The 17,601-nt window shown below is 60.5% G+C and carries 19 protein-coding genes, 1 tRNA gene and 2 pseudogenes; 4 read left to right on the forward strand and 18 right to left on the reverse strand.

What is annotated here, in order from left to right; genetic code table 11:
* Window positions 1-146: 146 nt before the first annotated feature.
* The 3 genes from H9L15_RS12080 to H9L15_RS12090 form a co-directional block, all read right to left on the reverse strand.
* Window positions 147-773: a glycosyltransferase gene (locus H9L15_RS12080; protein ID WP_187714243.1), complete on the reverse strand. Its 627-nt coding sequence runs from the start codon at window positions 771-773 to the stop codon at window positions 147-149.
* 624 nt (window positions 774-1,397) lie between these two features.
* Window positions 1,398-1,757: a hypothetical protein gene (locus H9L15_RS12085; protein WP_187714244.1), complete on the reverse strand. Its 360-nt coding sequence runs from the start codon at window positions 1,755-1,757 to the stop codon at window positions 1,398-1,400.
* A gap of 44 nt (window positions 1,758-1,801) precedes the next feature.
* Entirely contained in the window at window positions 1,802-2,806 is a 1,005-nt protein-coding gene (locus H9L15_RS12090; protein ID WP_223276218.1) for a KpsF/GutQ family sugar-phosphate isomerase, read from the reverse strand.
* A 720-nt stretch (window positions 2,807-3,526) separates the two neighbouring features.
* Between H9L15_RS12090 and H9L15_RS19010 the strand changes: the two genes are divergently transcribed.
* On the forward strand, window positions 3,527-4,324 hold the full coding sequence (locus H9L15_RS19010) for an outer membrane protein (protein ID WP_187714245.1): 798 nt from the start codon (window positions 3,527-3,529) through the stop codon (window positions 4,322-4,324).
* Window positions 4,325-4,327: 3 nt separating this feature from the next.
* Here H9L15_RS19010 and msrA read toward each other — a convergent pair whose 3' ends face one another.
* Genes msrA through H9L15_RS12110 form a run of 3 tightly spaced genes read right to left on the reverse strand, consistent with a single transcriptional unit; the run spans window position 4,328 to window position 5,620 of the window.
* Entirely contained in the window at window positions 4,328-4,876 is a 549-nt protein-coding gene (gene msrA, locus H9L15_RS12100; RefSeq protein WP_187714246.1) for a peptide-methionine (S)-S-oxide reductase MsrA, read from the reverse strand.
* Between the two features lie 43 nt (window positions 4,877-4,919).
* Window positions 4,920-5,228, reverse strand: coding sequence for a PilZ domain-containing protein (locus tag H9L15_RS12105; protein ID WP_187715893.1), 309 nt, complete (start codon window positions 5,226-5,228; stop codon window positions 4,920-4,922).
* Window positions 5,129-5,620, reverse strand: a complete 492-nt coding sequence (locus tag H9L15_RS12110; protein ID WP_187714247.1) for a PilZ domain-containing protein — start codon at window positions 5,618-5,620, stop codon at window positions 5,129-5,131. Before H9L15_RS12110 ends, H9L15_RS12105 begins: the two co-directional genes overlap by 100 nt.
* Before the next feature lie 135 nt (window positions 5,621-5,755).
* Between H9L15_RS12110 and H9L15_RS12115 the strand changes: the two genes are divergently transcribed.
* Complete coding sequence (locus tag H9L15_RS12115; protein ID WP_187714248.1) at window positions 5,756-6,142, forward strand: response regulator; 387 nt, start codon at window positions 5,756-5,758, stop codon at window positions 6,140-6,142.
* Window positions 6,139-6,988: pseudogene (locus tag H9L15_RS20455) on the forward strand (EAL domain-containing protein). The gene H9L15_RS12115 and the pseudogene H9L15_RS20455 overlap by 4 nt, the downstream one beginning before the upstream one ends.
* Here the strand turns inward: H9L15_RS20455 and H9L15_RS12135 are convergent.
* The 9 genes and pseudogenes from H9L15_RS12135 to H9L15_RS12165 all read right to left on the reverse strand — a co-directional run bounded on the left by H9L15_RS12135 (window position 6,903) and on the right by H9L15_RS12165 (window position 15,417).
* A pseudogene (locus H9L15_RS12135) lies at window positions 6,903-8,407 on the reverse strand (aldehyde dehydrogenase family protein). The pseudogenes H9L15_RS20455 and H9L15_RS12135 overlap by 86 nt on opposite strands.
* A complete protein-coding gene (locus H9L15_RS12140) occupies window positions 8,404-9,192 on the reverse strand; it encodes an aminotransferase class I/II-fold pyridoxal phosphate-dependent enzyme (protein WP_317617513.1) in 789 nt (262 codons plus the stop codon). The pseudogene H9L15_RS12135 and the gene H9L15_RS12140 overlap by 4 nt, the downstream one beginning before the upstream one ends.
* Before the next feature lie 34 nt (window positions 9,193-9,226).
* The gene (locus H9L15_RS19790) at window positions 9,227-9,556 is read right to left on the reverse strand and encodes an aminotransferase class I/II-fold pyridoxal phosphate-dependent enzyme (protein WP_317617514.1); all 330 of its coding nucleotides are present in this window, start codon (window positions 9,554-9,556) and stop codon (window positions 9,227-9,229) included.
* On the reverse strand, window positions 9,553-9,972 hold the full coding sequence (locus H9L15_RS19795) for a CoA transferase (protein ID WP_317617646.1): 420 nt from the start codon (window positions 9,970-9,972) through the stop codon (window positions 9,553-9,555). The genes H9L15_RS19790 and H9L15_RS19795 overlap by 4 nt, the downstream gene beginning before the upstream one ends.
* Complete coding sequence (locus H9L15_RS19800; RefSeq protein ID WP_317617515.1) at window positions 9,942-10,661, reverse strand: CaiB/BaiF CoA transferase family protein; 720 nt, start codon at window positions 10,659-10,661, stop codon at window positions 9,942-9,944. The genes H9L15_RS19795 and H9L15_RS19800 overlap by 31 nt, the downstream gene beginning before the upstream one ends.
* A gap of 32 nt (window positions 10,662-10,693) precedes the next feature.
* Window positions 10,694-13,186: an FG-GAP-like repeat-containing protein gene (locus tag H9L15_RS12150; protein WP_187714250.1), complete on the reverse strand. Its 2,493-nt coding sequence runs from the start codon at window positions 13,184-13,186 to the stop codon at window positions 10,694-10,696.
* Window positions 13,187-13,289: 103 nt separating this feature from the next.
* Window positions 13,290-13,676 (reverse strand): hypothetical protein, encoded by a 387-nt coding sequence (locus H9L15_RS12155; protein WP_187714251.1) that lies wholly within the window; start codon window positions 13,674-13,676, stop codon window positions 13,290-13,292.
* 195 nt (window positions 13,677-13,871) lie between these two features.
* Window positions 13,872-15,056, reverse strand: coding sequence for a family 43 glycosylhydrolase (locus H9L15_RS12160; RefSeq protein WP_187714252.1), 1,185 nt, complete (start codon window positions 15,054-15,056; stop codon window positions 13,872-13,874).
* A 286-nt stretch (window positions 15,057-15,342) separates the two neighbouring features.
* Window positions 15,343-15,417 (reverse strand) — tRNA-Gln (locus H9L15_RS12165).
* Window positions 15,418-15,522: 105 nt separating this feature from the next.
* On the opposite strand from H9L15_RS12165, the gene H9L15_RS12170 reads away from it, so the two are divergent.
* On the forward strand, window positions 15,523-15,921 hold the full coding sequence (locus H9L15_RS12170; protein WP_187714253.1) for a DOPA 4,5-dioxygenase family protein: 399 nt from the start codon (window positions 15,523-15,525) through the stop codon (window positions 15,919-15,921).
* Here the strand turns inward: H9L15_RS12170 and H9L15_RS12175 are convergent.
* From H9L15_RS12175 to H9L15_RS17835, 3 genes are read right to left on the reverse strand one after another with little or no spacing between them, the layout of a single operon-like run.
* Window positions 15,870-16,979, reverse strand: coding sequence for a branched-chain amino acid aminotransferase (locus H9L15_RS12175; protein ID WP_187714254.1), 1,110 nt, complete (start codon window positions 16,977-16,979; stop codon window positions 15,870-15,872). The genes H9L15_RS12170 and H9L15_RS12175 overlap by 52 nt on opposite strands.
* A 26-nt stretch (window positions 16,980-17,005) precedes the next feature.
* Entirely contained in the window at window positions 17,006-17,326 is a 321-nt protein-coding gene (locus tag H9L15_RS12180) for a pyrroline-5-carboxylate reductase family protein (RefSeq protein WP_223276693.1), read from the reverse strand.
* Window positions 17,260-17,481 carry a pyrroline-5-carboxylate reductase family protein gene (locus H9L15_RS17835; RefSeq protein WP_223276730.1) on the reverse strand — a complete coding sequence of 74 codons (222 nt, stop codon included), beginning with the start codon at window positions 17,479-17,481 and terminating at the stop codon, window positions 17,260-17,262. Before H9L15_RS17835 ends, H9L15_RS12180 begins: the two co-directional genes overlap by 67 nt.
* Between the last annotated feature and the right edge of the window lie 120 nt (window positions 17,482-17,601).

Here is a 17,601-nt window from a genome sequence, read left to right on the forward strand (position 1 = left end):
AGAAGCAGTCGCGCCATCGGGTCAGACGGCAATAACGAATTGCTCGCAGAACGGGCTAAGATGTGGATGGTGATAAGGGTCGCGCTCGCAATCCGTGCCCCACTTGCGCTTCAGCGCCGCCAGTTCTCCCGCGAACCGCGTTCGGTTCAGCCTTGCCCGATCGTCCCGCGGGACTTCGATTCGTGGTGGATCAAAGTAGCCCTTGGCTCATAAAATGACTGCCAGCCTCTCTCGTTGAGCTTCAAGCAGAGGTCCACGTCATTGAACGCCACGGGGAAGTTCACTTCATCGAAACCACCCGCCGCAAGAAACTTATGTCGTGCCAAGATCATGCAGGCGCCCGTGACCGCGTTAGTTCGCTGCGGGAGATTTGCTCGATTGAAGTAACCTTCTGCCTCCAACGCCTGGAAGCGATGAGCGTGACCTGCTCCGCCGCCTATGCCTGTTACCACCCCAGCATGCTGAATTGTGTGATCGGGATACAAGAGCCGGGCCCCCACCGCTCCGATGTCCGCGCGCATCGCCTGAGCAATCATGGATCGAAGCCAGGCCGAGTCCATCATCTCGACATCGTTATTGAGAAAACAAAGGTATTCAGTGCGAGTCTGTCTAACCGCCGCGTTGTTTAATGCCGAATAGTTGAACGGACCCGGAATATGCAGAATCCTAGCTCCCTGCCCTTCGAGCGAGTGGAGGTATTCGAGGGCTTCGGTATCATCGGTTCCATTATCGACGATCAAGATTTCGACGGCTGGGTAGTCCACTTGCTTCACGCCATTGATGCAATTGCGAAGCAGGGGAGCTGATTGCGTGTAGGTACGATAACGGTGACCTCAGCCGCACTTGAAGCTCCAATTGCTCCAACTGCAGCGAGGCTCCTTGTTGCCTTTGGCCTTTGTCGCCGATGATGCAGCACCATCGGAATCCGCACAGGGATGTTTTCCGATGAAATTAGATCGAGGACCAGATCTCGGACCCAGCCTCCTGGCCGCAACTTTCGGAGCGCCGATGTCGAGACTTTCAAAATGCAGGAGTGGGTCACGAAATCATGGTGAGCGAACAATTCTGGATTCCAGCTCGGCTTGAAGTGCGGCAATTGCCGCTCTCCTCTGAGCCCGATCAGGTCATCGTCGGCATAGAAGATCGAGCTTTTGGGTAGGCGCCCGCCTTCCCGGCGTAGGTATCCAGAGCGCTTTCCGAAAGTCTGTCGCCAGACCGGGCAATACATATCCACGACGCGTCAGGTACCAGTTCGGCCAGGTCGGTTGGCTCGGGAATCCAAACGAACGGCCCCATCTTGTCGGCGCCGCCGACAACTATCAATCGTTCCACACCCTTGAATGAAGAGATCGTTTCTCCGAGATTCTCCTCACTCTCCGTACAGTCTATCACGCCAATCAATGAGAACGCTCTTCCCGGGCGGACGCGAACGACGTAGCGCGTGTTTTTGGCTCGATCTTTTCGATCCAAAGAGCGTAAGCGCTGGGCGACTTGCCAATCAGCTCGGCGAAGCGGTTTCGTGCGCGAAGACGCAAGCCGCGCAACCGCCAAACTACCGCCTCCAGATATCGCCATGGTTCCAAGCGAAAGGCATCAAAGTGGACGCGGAGCGTCAACTGCCGTCTGCGCCAGCCCCACTTCTCATTTTGCGGGGCTTTGGTGCTGTTCGGCAATCTCGATCGGTATTGTTTCAGCAAGGGAGCATTGCGCCAGTCGAGGGAGATTGCCTTCGCATGAATCGAATCCATGGTCGGCAACGACCTGCCAACCCCTTGCGTGTAGCCGGCAGTACGCCTTCGGCCTAGCCGAGACCTAATCGAAGGAAGTCGTGCACATGGACAATGCCGACCGGGTTTCCGGGATTTATTGAGGCATCGCTATCAAGAACGAAGACGCTCGTGATTGCGTTCTCGTTCAGGAAAACGAGCACGTCTTCAGCAAGAGTTTCCAAGGAAACCGTCTTCGGGTTGATTGTCATAACCTGCTCGGCGGTTGCAGTCGGCAGGTCGTCGAAATGGCGACGAATGTCGCCATCAGTGATGACTCCAATCAGCCTGCCAGTGGCATTCACCACGCCCGCGATGCCGAACCCGGTGGACGTCATGGTTATAATGACATCCCGCATCTCCGCCGACTGGCTGACGAGAGGCAATTTGCTCGGACCATGCATGATCTCGGAGACGGGGGTCAAGCGAAGCCCTAGCGATCCGCCCGGATGAAGGACCTTCATGTCATCGCGTGAGAATCCGCGCATATCCATAAGAGCCATGGCGAGCGCATCACCGAGCGCGAGCTGCATCGTGGTGGAGGTCGTCGGAGCAATGTTCGCGGGGCATGCTTCCCTGGCAGCGGGTAGGCAAAGCTTGATGTCGGCTCGCTCGATAACAAGGGATTCGCGTTTCGATGCGACGCCAATCACTTTGACCCGAATGGTCGACGCATAGCGGAGAAATGCCCTTAGTTCGCTCGTGTTTCCCGAGTTCGAAATGACGACCAGAACATCTCCGGCAACCAGCATTCCGAGATCGCCGTGAGCCGCCTCGGCAGGATGGACATAAATCGCAGGTGTCCCTGTGGCCGCAAGCGTCGCAGCCCACTTACGTCCGATATGACCGGATTTGCCCATACCGGTCACCACCACCCGGCCAGGGGCCGCCAAGATGGCGTTGCAAGCATCGACAAACGAGGCGTCGAGCGCCTGCGCCAAGACGCTTAGCGCCCGAGCTTCGATGCTGATTACTTCGGAACCACGACGGAGAATCGAGCCGTCGCAAGGCTGCGTCCGCAGGATAGGCTGAACTGTCACTGGCCCCTCTTCGCAAATACAGTTTCAGGCACCGAGCTCGCCTGTCGAATATCACCTCAATGAGGAAACATCCGCTTAGTCGTCCTTGCTTTCATATTCCAGCATCGACGACGGGATTTGACCTAATTCGGTCAATGGTGTTGCGGCATGACATCACGATCGTGCCGGGTAAAGGCAAAATTTGCTCCAAAATCAGTCGAAGCCCGCGGATGAACCGAGGATGAACTACCGTACGGTCGTGTTATTCGCTATTTACTCTATAACAATCAGCGGAATATTAATTCCGTCGACTTCGGAGCGTTCTCAATTCTGAGGCATTTGGCAGCATGAACGGCCGAGGCGGATCTCCTCGTGCATGAGGTTGCTGATCGCATATGGATTGCCGATGACAGGATTCATTACGAAAACAAGACGATATTGGCGAAATCGGGGCGGTCATCACCGTTCAGTCAAGATCGTGTTATAAGTTAGGTCCTATTTGACAGGAGCTGAGTTTGTTCGCCGAATGACTGTTGCGGATTTGCAATACCGGCATTTGCATTAGACAATTTCTGACGTGTGACGCTTGACTGTTTGCCCCCAGCCGTGCTGCCCACGGGAGCGAACATTGTGAAAATGCCGCAGATTTAAGAGTTTCGAAGACAATTGTTGTTTAGCGGGAACCACCCCGCGGTTCTGGGTTTAATAGTCACTCCTTGTGTAGAGAAAGGGGATTTTTCGATGAGGCTAGTTCGTATCGGTGCCTTCACGGCGTTAGCTTTGCTGGCGACCTCACAGGCGAGCGCCCAGTCGCTGTACGGAATCCGTGCAGAGGCGAATGTGGGCGTCGATCGCTTTTATTCCGAAGGCAACCATGACAACCACCTCGGTTACGGTGGTGAGATTGGCGCCGATTTCGACCTCGGTGGATTCGTCGTAGGTCCCTACGGCAGCTACTGGATGTCGAAGGCAGAGAACGTCACGCGTGACGGTCCGGGCGTCGCATATCGCAAATCGTTCGAAGAGTGGGGCGCGGGTCTTCGCGCCGGTGCTCTCGTTACGCCGTCGACCCTGATTTACGCCAAGGGCGGCTGGGTCATCAACGAGCAGCGCAAGTTCTTCGACGCCGACAATCCACTCGGCAGCTACTACAACCACTTCCGCACCCGCGGTTGGCAGGTTGGCGCTGGTGTCGAACAGAGCGTCAGCAACATGTTCTACGTGAAGGCGAAGCCCGGTATTCAAACTACCGGACGAACTCCTCGCGTCTGGCCATGCTGGTCGGTGCCGGCATCCGGTTCGGTGGCGCTGAAGCCGCCCCGCCGCCCCCTCCGCCACCGCCGCCTCCTCCGCCGCCGCCCCGCCGCCTGCTACGCAGACGTGCCCGGACGGCTCGGTGATCCTGGCGACCGAGGCCTGCCCGGCTCCGCCGCCGCCGCCGCCTCCGCCGCCGCCGGCGCCAGAGCGCGGCTAAGCAGCCAAGCAAAGAGAACCCCGGGAGAGTCGCCTCTCCCGGGTTTTTCTTTGTCCAAAGTGTGAAGCCTAGGCGGGAGCGCCTGCCGATTTCGTGCGGGCCTGGAAGCTCTTCCGGAGCTTCTGCAGCTTTGGTGGAATTACGGCGATGCAGTAGGGATTCCGCTGACCTTCGCCTTCCCAATACTGCTGGTGATAATCCTCGGCGGGGTACCAAGGGCCGTTCGCCTCGATCGTCGTGACGATCTTCCCACCCCAACCCGGGTTTGAGCGTTCGATCCCTTCGCGAGCCTGGCGACTTTGCTCGTCGTTCTGAGGGAAGATCGCGGACCGGTACTGGGTGCCGATGTCGTTGCCCTGGCGATTGAGCTGGGTCGGATCGTGCGTCGCGAAGAAGATATTGAGCAGGTCATCGTAGCTGACGACATCCGGGTCGAAGGTGACCCGGATCGCCTCGGCGTGACCTGTGTCACCGCCGCAAACCTGCTTGTACGTCGGATTGGCGACCTCGCCGCCAATGTAGCCGCTCTCGACCTTGGTCACGCCGACCACATCGTTGAATACGGCTTCGGTGCACCAGAAGCATCCGCCTGCAAATACGGCGACGTCTTGGGCCATTATCCGCTCCTGCTAATTCGGGGAGCGACTAATGTAGGTTCGATCAGCCCTGCTTATAAGATGCCTTGAGGCTGGCGAGTTCCAGCCGCTTGCCAACCCATTCCGCCAGTTCCTCGAACGTCAGCGGCTCGTCGAAAACGATCCCGGCCTTACGGTCCGAGTACCACCGGATCTCGCCGCGGACAGGCCGCAGGCTCTCGACCACCACCACGACCTTCTTGCCGAGGCAATATTCCTCGATCGGCTCGACCTTCATTCCGCCGAGCGACATGTCGTGCACATCGACGGTGTAGTAGATCTTGTCGACGCGAAGCGATGCCTTGCAGCTAACTTCCAGTCGGGCGGCCGCGATCGGAAGCCGTGACGGGGCTTGCGGCCCGCCAAAAGCTCACCCAGGTCGATGTTCTGATCGAACTTCACGCCGATCGTGCCTTCGCGGATCCAGACGATTGAGCCCGGAATCTTCTGAGAAGACAGTTCGACGGATACTTCATCACCAACCGACACCGGCTGCCCGGCCTCTGCCATCAGGCCACCGGCGGATACGTTGCGAACACGGATCAGCTGCTCGCCCGAGGGACCGTCCAGCTTGGCGACGCGAAGCATCGGAGCGACGCGCTCCTCATTGCGACGCTCCGACGGGCGCGGAACGGCAGTGCTGAGCGAGAAAGTGGTCGAATCGAATGTACCGTCTTCCACACTGGGAATACGGATTTCTCTCCGACGAATGAGCGATCCGAACATGAAATGCGCTCCGGCGAGCTAAAAACCAATGCTCTCCGTTACTAAGTTACGGTTAAGAAGCCGTTTCATTTGTTTGACGTGCACATGCTTTCAGGCGCAGAATCCACAAGGTCGCGGGTTGGATGGGAGTTGGCGATGAAGCAGCCTCAGCTGCTGCTGATTGATGACGAGCCGGCGCTTGCCGATTTCGTCGCCAGTGCGGCCCGCGAAATCGGTTTCAGTCCGACCATCACGTCGAACGACGCAAGCTTCCGCGCCGAATTTCAGGCGAAACGGCCAGACGCTGTCGCGATGGATCTGGGTATGCCGGTCGATGGCGTCGAACTGCTGCGATTCCTGGCCGACGAGGATTTTGCCGGGCCGGTCCTGATTATCAGCGGGTTTGATCGCCGGGTTCTGGAATCCGCCTTCCGCCTGGGTGAGGCGCAGGGCCTGCAGATGGCCGGGCCGCTGGAGAAGCCCGTCCGACTGGAAGAGCTCGAGAACCTGCTCAAGCGACTGAAGCCGGTGGTGCCCTCTTGACGGCAGCAGACCGCAAGCTCCTCGAAAGCTTCAGGAAGGCGCTTGCGGAAAATCAGCTTCGTCTTGTCTATCAGCCGAAGGTCAGCCTTCGCGACGGCACCTTGGGGAGGGTCGAAGCCCTGGTTCGCTGGGACGATCCCGAGTTGGGCTCCGTCTCCCCACCCGCTTCGTACCGCTCGCCGAAGAGCATGGCCTCATTGACAAGCTGACCGAGTGGGGCCTGCGAACCACCTTCCAGCAATGGCGCAGATGGAAGGACCAGGGCCTTGAGATGCGCCTTGCGTTCAATATCTCGGCCGTCAGCCTTGAAAGTCTCGACTTTCCGGACCTCGTCGAACGCATCTGCCGCGAGATGGAAGTGCCGGCCGACCGACTGGTGCTGGAATTGACGGAGGGCGCCACCCAACAGTTCGTGAAACTGATGGACACGCTTACCCGCTTCCGGATCAAGGGCATCGGCCTTGCAATCGACGACTTTGGGACGGGCTATTCGTCGCTTCTTCAACTTCGCCAGCTGCCCTTCACAGAGCTGAAGATCGACCGCTGCTTCGTCGTCGATCTACCCAGGCGCACGATTCCCGCCTGATTGTTCGAACGATCGTCGAACTCGCCCATGGCCTTGGTCTTGTTGCAACGGCGGAGGGCGTCGAGACGGTCGAACAGCTCCGCTGCGTGCGCGAGCTGGGATGCGACGTCGTCCAGGGGTTTCTGATCTCCCCGCCGCTCGAGCCGGACGCGCTCCTCGACTGGAACCGCGAGTTCAAGAAGCGTTGGCCGCAACTCCTATCCGACGAAGATTTGGAGCTATGGGGCGATGTTGAAGCGAATGCCCTGAGCGAGCGGTAGGTCCTTGCCGTAGTTCACGGTGCTGGTCTGCCGACGCATATAGGCTTTCCAGCTGTCCGAGCCGCTTTCGCGTCCGCCACCCGTTTCCTTCTCGCCCCGAACGCCCCGCCGATTTCCGCCCCGACGGGCCGATGTTGACGTTGGCAATGCCGCAATCGGAGCCCGCCGCTGCCACAAACTGCTCGGCCTCGCGCAGATCATTGGTGAAAATGGCGGATGAAAGCCCTTGCGGCACTTCATTGTTGAGGCGAAGTGCGTCCTCGAACTTTCGGTATCGCATCACGTATAGGATCGGCGCGAAGGTTTCTGTCAGGACGCGCCCCTCCTGCTGCTCGACTTCAACCAGAGTGGGGCGAACGTAGAAGCCCCCGGCAACGCCATCGACCCGTTCCAGTCCGCCGCCGAGTGCACGTTCCATGGCCGCGTATGCATCTTCATCAATCAGGGGACCAACGAGAGTGTTCCGTTCCCGCGGGTCGCCGACCCGGACGCTGGAGTAAAGCTGCTTCAGCTTTGGCACGAGCTGCCCGTACACATCCTCGTGGACAATGAGGCGCCGAAGCGAAGTGCATCGCTGGCCCGCCGTCCCGACCGCTGAGAAGAGAATAGCCCGCTCGGCGAGTCCGAGGTCGGCGGACGGAGCAACGATCATTGCGTTGTTCCCGCCAAGCTCGAGCAGAACGCGCCCGAACCTTCGCGCAACCCGTGGCCCGACGGCGCGTCCCATGGCGGTCGACCCCGTCGCCGAAACCAGCGCGATCCGCGGATCGTCGACGAGCGCTTCGCCCACATCGCGACCGCCTTGAACGAGTTGAACGAGACCTTCAGGCGCATCTCCGAAACGTGCCAATGCCCTTCGGACTAGAGCCAAAACCGCTTCGGCCGTCAGTGGCGTCTTTTCGCTGGGCTTCCAGACCACCGGATTACCGCAGACGAGCGCCAATGCCGCGTTCCAGGCCCAGACCGCGACTGGAAAATTGAAGGCGCTGATGACCAGCACGGGTCCGAGCGGGAGCCATTGCTCCATCATCCGGTGATTGGGCCGTTCGCTGGCGATCGTGAGCCCGTATAGCTGACGCGATAGCCCAACCGCGAAATCGCAGATGTCGATCATCTCCTGAACTTCGCCGAGCCCTCCTGAACGATCTTCCCGCTCTCGAGGGTCACAAGCCGCGCCAAGGGCTCCTTGGCGCCGCGTAGCTCTTCGCCGAGCAACCGGACGAGCTCACCACGGCGTGGGGCGGGAACAGATCGCCATCGCCAGAATGCATCGGCAGCTCGGTCGCCTGCGAGAGCCGGGTCGCCCAACCGCACCCGACCGATCTCGCCGCCATCGATCGGCGAGTAGCTCGCGAGATCGCCCGTCGACACGACGCCGAACTGCTCCAAGATGTTGGCGGCTTCTTCTGCCGGGCTCATGCGAAAAGCTCCCTTGCGCGGGCCATGGCTTGCACGCCCGCATCGATGGTTTCGTCACGCTTGGCAAAGCAGAGCCGGACGAGATGACGCGACGGATTGTCCTCTGCGAAGGCGGACACGGGGATTGTCGCCACCCCTGCCCGCTCGACGGCCGCATTTGCAAAGGTCTCGTCGTCGACCTCGATGCCGGACGCCTCAAGGTCGACGCAGAGGAAATAGGTCGAAGCGGGTTCGAGAACGACGTAACCTGCCTGTCTCAAACCTTCGCTCATTCGGTTGAGGGCCCGCGAGAAGCGCCCGCGCATCGGCTCGATCCAGGCATCGCCTTCGGTAAGTCCGTAGGCAACCGCCGACTGGAGGCTGGGTGCGGTGGAGAAGGTCAGGAATTGATGGGCACGCGCCGTAATTGCCGCCTTGGCTGGCGATGCCACGATCCATCCGACCTTCCATCCCGTGAGCGAGAAGATCTTGCCTGCGGAGCCAGCCTTGAGCGTGCGGTCAGCCATGCCGGGAAGCATCGCCAACGGCGTAAACCGGTCTCCGTGAAGCAGGATATGCTCCCAGACTTCGTCACTGATCACTGTGAAATCGTGCCTGTTCGCGAAATCCGCGACGATCTGCAGTTCGTCACCTGCGAACAGGCGGCCGGTGGGATTGTGCGGATTGTTGAAGATGACTGCCTTGGTTCGGTCCGTCACCGCAGTTTCCAACGCATCGGCATCGATCCGCCACTCCGGCGGGGTGAGCGCAACTTCCCGCGGTGTCGCCCCAGCGCGCCGGATCATCGGCGCATAGCTGTCGTAGGCGGGGTGAAGATGATCACTTCATCCCGGGCTCGACCGCGGCGAGGATCATTGCGCCGAGCGCCTCGGTCGCGCCGCTGGTCACGCAGATTTGATCCGGCTGCAGCCGCTCTCCGTAGTGCCGTCCATAATGACTAGCGATAGCCTCACGAAGCTTCGGAAGCCCGCGCGACGGCGCATATTGATTGGATTCGGACTTGAGAGCCTCCGCAGCGGCATCCAGGATTGCATTCGGCCATCCGAAATCGGGGAAACCCTGGCCGAGGTTCACGGCACCGAGCTTTGCCGCGGCGAGGCTCATGCGCTCGAACACGCTGACGTCCATGGTCTCGTAAAGCGGGTTCAAATCACCGCGCCTTCACCCCGCATCCGCGCGATATCCTCACCTGAATAGCCGAGCTCTCCGAGGATCGCCTCGGCATCCTCGCCTTCGAGCCGCGGTGGGTCCGGCCGGGCCAGCACGGTGCTCGAATATCGTGGCGCCGGAGCCGGTTGAAAAACGCCGTCCAGGTCGATGAACGTGCGCCTGGCGATGTTGTGCGGATGAAGGGGCGCTTCCTCGAGCTCGAGGACGGGCGTCACGCAGGCGTCAGTCCCGGCGAAATGTGCCGCCCACTGGTCACGTGTGCGGGTCTTGATGACTGCCGCGATCTCGTCCCGGCTCGCGCCGGGACTAAGCGCTAGGCCTTTGGCGAGGGCTTGCTGGAATTGTGGCTCGATGGCGCCGATCGCTACGAACTTGCCGTCCGAGCAGCGGTAGATCCCGTAATTTGGAGCACCGCCGTCGAGGAGGTTGGCCTCCCGCTTATCCTTCCAGTGACCCCGGCAAGCAAGCCGAAGGTCATAGCCCCGATCAGTGCTGCACCCTCGCTCATCGCACCGTCGATGACCTGGCCGCTGCCGCCAGCGCGCACCGCAAAGAGAGCAGACACCATGCCGAACGCGAGCATCATCGCTCCGCCAGCATAATCCCCAAGGTAATTGATGGGCGAAATGGGGCGGTCCTTGGGCCCAATGCCGTGCAGCAACCCGGACAGCGCGATATAATTGATGTCGTGCCCGGCATCCTGCGCCAATGGACCATCCTGGCCCCATCCCGTCACCCGACCGTAGACCAGTTTCGGATTTGCTCGGAGCAGTTCGTCCGGACCAAGACCCAAGCGCTCCATCACGCCCGGGCGATATCCTTCGATCAGGCCATCCGCATCGGTGGCGAGACGACGGACAATTTCACAAGCTTCGGGACGCTTGAGATTGAGCGAAATGCTCCGACGTGACCGGCGCAGCGGGTCGTTCTCGAAGCCGATCATCCCCGCCTTTTCGACACGGATAACCTCGGCACCATGATCGGCAAGCATCATGGCCGCGAACGGCGCCGGGCCAATGCCGCCCATCTCGACAATCCTGATGCCCTTGAGCGGCCCAGCCATACGGCGTCCATGCACCGGCATTGGCCACCTTCACAAGGGTGCCAGTTGAGCTGCTAGACCCAGAAGATGTCCGGTTTGACATCCCACTGCGTGGCGACACTATTGTAGGCGTTTGCCGCATTGTCCGCGAAGCCGCCTGTGGCAGTCCCCAGCCAATCGGTCATCCGCCCGTCGACATTTCGCCAAAGGATATCGTCGCGGCCGTCCCCGTTGAAGTCGCCGATTGCGGCGACTTGCCAGTCGACCGACACACCGTTCAACGAATTGGCGGCATTCGGTGAAAATCCGCCATTGGCGGTCCCCAACCAATCGGTGATCCGACCATCGTCATGCCGCCACAGGATGTCGTCGCGGCCGTCGCCGTTGAAGTCACCGGCGCCAACGACATGCCATTGTGTTGCGACGCTATTGTAGGCGTTGGCCGCATTGTCCGTGAAACCGCCGGTGGCCGTTCCCAACCAATCGGTCATCCGCCCGTCGACATTTCGCCAGAGAATGTCGTCACGCCCATCGCCGTTGAAGTCGCCAATTGCCGCGATTTTCCAGTCGACCGACACGCCATTCAGAGAATTTGCTGAGTTGGGGGCAAATCCGCCATTGGCGGTGCCAAGCCAATCCGTGATCCGACCATCGTCATGCCGCCACAGGATGTCGTCGCGGCCGTCGCCGTTAAAGTCACCGGCGCCGACGACATGCCATTGGGTTGCGACGCTATTGTAGGCGTTTGCGGCATTGTCCGCGAAACCGCCGGTGGCGGTCCCTAGCCAATCGGTCATCCGCCCATCGACGTTCCGCCAGAGAATGTCGTCTCGCCCATCGCCGTTGAAGTCGCCAGTCGCCGCGACCTGCCAGTCGACCGACACGCCGTTCAACGAGTTGGCGGCATTCGGCGCAAATCCTCCATTCGCGGTCCCGAGCCAGTCGGTAATGCGACCATCGTCGTGCCGCCACAGGATGTCGCTGCGGCCGTCGCCGTTGAAGTCGTTCCGGGCGTCCTGCACGATCGCCTGCTGAATCGTCAGCTGAACTCCGCCGCCCGCTGCAGCAGTGGCCACAATTGTGCCGCTGAAGCCGCTCAATGTCATAGAACCGCCGCTGTAGGTCAGCGTGTTGCCGGTCAGGTTGAACGTGAACGACGCCAGCACCGCATCGGTGAAGACGATTGCATCGCCAAGGCTGAAATCCGTGATCGTGTCGCCATTGTGATCGGATATCGTGTCGCGGAACATGTCGCTCCCGGAGCCGCCGGTCAGAGTGTCGGCACCGGCAAGCCCGCTCAGCGTATTGGCAACCGAATTGCCAATCATGATGTCGGCTCGATCTCCACCGATTGCATTTTCAATGACCGTGCCGCGCGCAATGCTGACGTTCCCACGTTCGCCCCCGACACTCGAGAAGGTTTCGGGATTCAGATTGATCGTCTGTGCAGACTGATACTGCGAATAGTCGAGTGTATCGATGCCGCCTGTATCGAAGATCGTATAAGCTACGTTTGCCAGTGTGTACGGCGATCCAGCATTTCCGGTCGGGCCGTAAATGGTGTCGCCCGACCGAGTGGTCGTCGAGAGACCATACAGCTGTTGAATCGCCAGAATGTCGGCAACCATTGGCGTTACGACATACGCGCTGGTGAAGCCCTGGCCGCTAAAATACGTGTTCTCGGTCTGGCTGAAATAGGACATGACCGAGGTTGCCCAAGCGTCGTTCTGGTAAAGCGCGTCGTAGGGATAATCAGCCGTCGTATTGTAATTTCCGGCGTGTCCGAGACCGAGCGCATGGCCAATCTCGTGCAAATAGGCCTGATAAGCATAGCCGCCAATGTTGGGACCGTAATCCGAAAGCCACGTCACATCGACGTTGATGTCTGAGTGCGTGATATTCCCGTTGGAATAGCTGGACGAAGTATACGCTCCATCGTCGGGCGGAACGCTGGTGTCCGTAAATGTGATTCTCGCCCCGGTTCCTAAGGCTGTCTCCTGAAAAGTGATTCCGGTGATCTGGCTCCAGGTCTGCAGCGCAGCTCGCGCAAGTGCCTGGCCTTCCGGGGTGAGACCCGTGATGTCCACCGTCAGCGTGCGCGTCGCATCGAGAACAAACTTGTGGGCAGTGCCACCCCAGTACCCGCTCGCAAGCTGGTTCGCGATCTGGTCGTTGGTCCAGACCGGTGGTGTTTGATAAGCCGTGACGTTCACTTGATAGTCGCCGGTTGAACCGGGATACGGGTCGTTCGGATTATTCGGGTCCTGATAAGCCCCAACGTCGATGTAATAGACGCCGGTGTAGCTCGCTTGGAAACTGAGCAGGGAGTTCAGGTTGACGCCGAGGTTCACGTCATCGTTGGTGTAAATGACGTTTCCGCTCTGATCCCGGATCTGGAGGAACGGATCGCCCAACGTAATGCCGTTCAGCGCGACCGTTATGGCTTGTCCCGCTGTCAGATTGATCTTGATCCAGTCATGATCGCCGACTGTCTCGATCGTGTTCACGACCGAACCGCCCACCGCGATCGTCGTCGTCGTCGTATTGTTGTTCGGAATATCGACCAAGATCTCAGCTCCCCACAACCGCGCCCGGATTGACCGGCCTAAACGGTGTCACCAACTATCATCGACGCGGTAAGATGCCCGCGAAATTCGATCTGCACAAATATCAAGAATTCTTTCCGCCGGCTTTGGTTAGCTCGGCGGCGATTGCCCTGGCGAAGCGCTGGAAAGCGCTCTTGGACAACGGTTTGTCCATCTGAGCGAATCCTTGCTCCGGCAACGTCCCACCCTCGGCCGTCGTGATCTTCGCGCTCAAGCGCGACATCGGAAGCACGGTAATCTCAATCTGATAACCGACGCCTGGCGCCTGTTCATCAACCGCAGCCGCAATCGCCTGGCAGAGCACATCGGAACCACCGGAATCCGCCGGGAGCTTTTCGCCACCGATGACCTTGCAGCCCCTCGATGTATTGCCGGCGGTCATTGCGCAGGCGCATCCTGCAGCTGCAACAAGAATAACGGCGGCCGCGGTCTGAACCAGTCTTTCACGCATTCCGCCTCCCCGCCCTCGCATCTCATCTAGCCCGCCGTGAATCTCGCGACAATCATAAACTTGTCAAAGGGTTATGAGCGTAAACATTAACGCTGGATTGCGAACTCACGGCTTCCACGGAATTCACCACGATTGTTGGACTATAACCCGTTGTGAACGAAGGCGCAGCATGGACGACATCGCGCGCCGCCAGCGTCAAATCGCGCGCAACCCGACCTCTTCATTGGTGAACTCCAACCCAACTGTGAGCAGCGCTCGGAAGGCATTGTACCCGCATCGTTGCGGGAAGAAGGCGTGGAAGAAGAGCTGCGGCCTACCGTCTCGGCCAGGCGCGACGGATGCATGACCCGGCGCCCACCATTCCCGGACCGACTTCAGGAGAGGCTCGGCCTTCTTCTGCCAAGGTCCGAATGGATGATCGGCCACCGCGACACCAATGCCATAAGCCGGCGTCGAAAAGTCGTTGCCGGCGTAAAGCATCCAGTACCGGCCATTCTGCTTGGTCACGAAGGGGCCCTCGATCAAATGACCTTCCCAATCGAGGTCGTTGGCGAGGACGATATGCTCGTCTCCGGCGAAAGAGCGCCCGTCCCGCGACAACCGTCGCGCGTGAATCGGCGTTCGCATCGCTTCGACGATCCTTTCCGCATGGCCGCAGTCGACGAGGGCCGGCTTTACCCGCGGCCAGTTGTCGAGCGCTGCCTCGATCAGCGGCTGCATCAGGAAGAAGCGCTCCATCGGCCGCCGGCTGTTCGCCCAGGGCTGCACTGCGGCTGCAAAGGCGGCCGTCCTGCGGTCGGACTCCCGTTCGAAGAGACGCTCAATCAGTTCAGGGTGATCGCGAAGCAGGCCGGCCAAAGGCCTTGGCCATAGCCCGTTCGTGTCGTTCTTCCAGAACAGGTAAGTGGAACCGTCCTCGTCAACGAAAATGTGGGAGTCGATCACGCCGCCGCTTGCGGCTGTGCCGGGGTATAGAACCTCGCCACCCGTGATGAGTGGCTCCCCGTTGTCGATCCAGGGCCCGAAAGGTGTCGGAGCGTGTGCCAGTCCGATCGCCAGGGCATTCGATTTCTGGCGCGCCGTGAAGGCTGTCCAATACTCTTCGCCAACCTTCGCCATCTCCGGCGCCCAGAAGTCGGCGACACGCTTTCCGGTCGCTGCCCACTTTGGCGCCCGCCCTTCTGGAAAGATGAACCCGCGATGCTCCCAATGTTTTAGGTCGCTGGAGTGCAGGATCGGAAAGGCGTCGTCCGCATCGTTGGTCGTCGCGGTGAGGATCCAGCCGTCATCGACCTTGGACACGGCAGGATCGCCATACCCGTACAGCGACCGCTCGCTGAGGTTCTTGGTGATAAGCGGCTGCCACTTGGCCTCGCCCATCTCGGCCGACGGAAAATCGTGAGTCCCCGGCCCGCGCGTCCCGAAATCTTCGGCGAGGTCGGCAAAGAAGCGAAGGTAATCGCCATGCTCCCGCCACCGACGCGATAGTTGCGCGAATAGCCGTCGGACGCGCGAACCGAGAAGAGCGTCGCTTCCCCGTCCTCGTTGGCATCGACGGCGAAATTGGGAGTTACATCTACCATTCAGCGTGGCGATACGCGGCACAGGCCAACGATAAAACCATGAAAACGATGAGAAAGTCCGGATCGGCGGCGACTTGATCGCTTGGCTGGGGCGGCAGGATTCGAACCTGCGAATGCCGGTACCAAAAACCGGTGCCTTACCACTTGGCGACGCCCCAGCAGGCGGCCCGTCGATGCGGGGAAGGCGCGCTTATAGCTGCCGCTTCTATCAAGGGAACCCCAAGCTTCGCGCTCGGCGTCAGCCTCTGCTAAGTGTTGCCGCGATGAGCCAGAACCCCATTCGCGACTTCCATGCGCACATTTATTTCGACGCGGACCAGTTGGATCGCGCCGAGAAGCTCGCCCACGCCGCTCGCGAGCGTTTCAACCTCCGCATTGGCCACTTTCACACCAATCCGGTCGGGCCTCACCCGCGCGGCAGTTGCCAGCTCACGGTCCTGCCTGAGGAGTTCGGTGACTTCGCACAATGGATGGCGCTCAACCGGGATGGCCTGACGATTTTTGCCCACACCAGCACCGGCTCGGATTACGTCGACCACACCGAGCATGTGATATGGTTCGGGCCGAGCGAAATGCTGGACCTCTCGATCTTCGACGACGGGAATAGACGTCAGAAGACTTGCTCGACCCATCCATACGGGTCGGGAGCATCGCCCCGTTGAATATCCACCAAAGCGGACCGAAGCCGCAAAGTGAGCGGTCCGGTCGACTGCCCGCCGATGGCGAACTCACCATCCGCTTCCTTCACTCGGCCGATCGGTGTGACGACGGCCGCCGTGCCGCACGCGAATGCCTCGGTCAGCCGACCACTTTCCGCGTCGGCTTTCCACTGCTCGATCGAATAGGGCTCTTCGCGGACGGTTAGCCCCATGTCGCGCGCAAGTGTGAGCAGCGAATCCCGGGTGACACCGTGCAGAATGGTTCCGTCCAGCGGCGGCGTCTGGATCGATCCGTCCTCGAACACGAAGAAGACGTTCATTCCGCCAAGTTCCTCGACCCAGCGGCGCTCGGTGGCGTCGAGGAAGACGACCTGGTCGCAACCGTTCCGGACGGCTTCCGCCTGGGCAACCAGGCTACCCGCATAATTGCCACCGCACTTGGCTTCGCCCGTACCGCCAGGGGCCGCTCGAACGTACTCACGGGTCACCCACAGAGATACGCTCGCCGCGTCACCCTTGAAGTAGGATCCGACCGACGAGGCAATTACGGCGTAGATGAACTGCGTCGACGAGCGCATTCCAAGAAACGATCCGTTCGCGATCATGAACGGCCGCAGATAGAGCGACCCATCCTCGGTCGCGGGAATCCAGTCCCGGTCGGCGCGCACCAGCGCGCGGACGGAGTCCAGGAACATCTCTTCGGGCAGCGGCGGCATGGCCAGGCGGATCGCCGATTTGGCGAATCGCCGGGCATTGGCATCGGGCCGGAACAAGGCCGCTCCGCCGCCCGGCCGCCGATAAGCCTTCATCCCCTCGAAGATCTCCTGGGCATAATGAAGCACCGGTGCGGCGGGATCCATCGTGAACGGATGGCGCGCGGTCAGCCTCGCGTCGTGCCAGCCCTTCGCCTCATCATATTCGATGATGGCCATGTGGTCCGTGAAGACCCGGCCGAAACCCGGGTCCTCGAGCAGGCGCGCGCGCTCTTCCGGGGGAACCGGCTTTGCGGCCGGTTCGAACGCCAGGCGGCTGTCATCGTCCAAGGTGAGTTCGCCGATCATGTTCCATCCCTGTTACGGGGTCGGAACTAGGCCGAAGGAGCTTCCTGGGCAAGTTTGGGCCCCTTAGCCTCCTCGGCAAGTTCGGCGGCACGACGCGAAGCCGCGCTCACCGTCAGGGACACCAGCTTGTCGAGCACGTCGTCGCGGCGAAGCACGGCAAGCCCGGCCTCGGTCGTTCCATTCGGGCTGGCGACGCGCCGTACGACGTCGCCCATGCTCTCGTGGGTGGACGCGGCCATCCAGGCGGTTCCCAGCACGGTCTCTAGAGCAACGGTAGCCGCTAGCTCAGAAGAAAGGCCGCGCTCGACCCGGCCTTGGCCAGGGCTTCGACGAAACTTGCAACATATGCAGGGCCTGCGCCCGCGACCGAGCCGACCGCCGCCAGGCTGCTCTCGTTGTTGACCCACAAGGCATAGCCGAGCTGCGCGAACAGCTGGGAGACTTCCTGGTGCAGCTCGCCCGGGATGTCCTCGCCGTACAAGGCGATGACACCACGGCGCACTGCCACGGGCAGATTGGGAAGCGCGCGGACGATCGCCCCGCCGTCCAGAACTTCTGCCGCAAGGTCTCGAGCTCGACGCCGACCAGGAGCGAAACGACCAGAGTCTGCGAGGTCAGGTGA

This window comes from Sphingomonas daechungensis (genome assembly GCF_014489495.1).
Lineage (GTDB): Bacteria > Pseudomonadota > Alphaproteobacteria > Sphingomonadales > Sphingomonadaceae > Sphingomicrobium > Sphingomicrobium daechungense.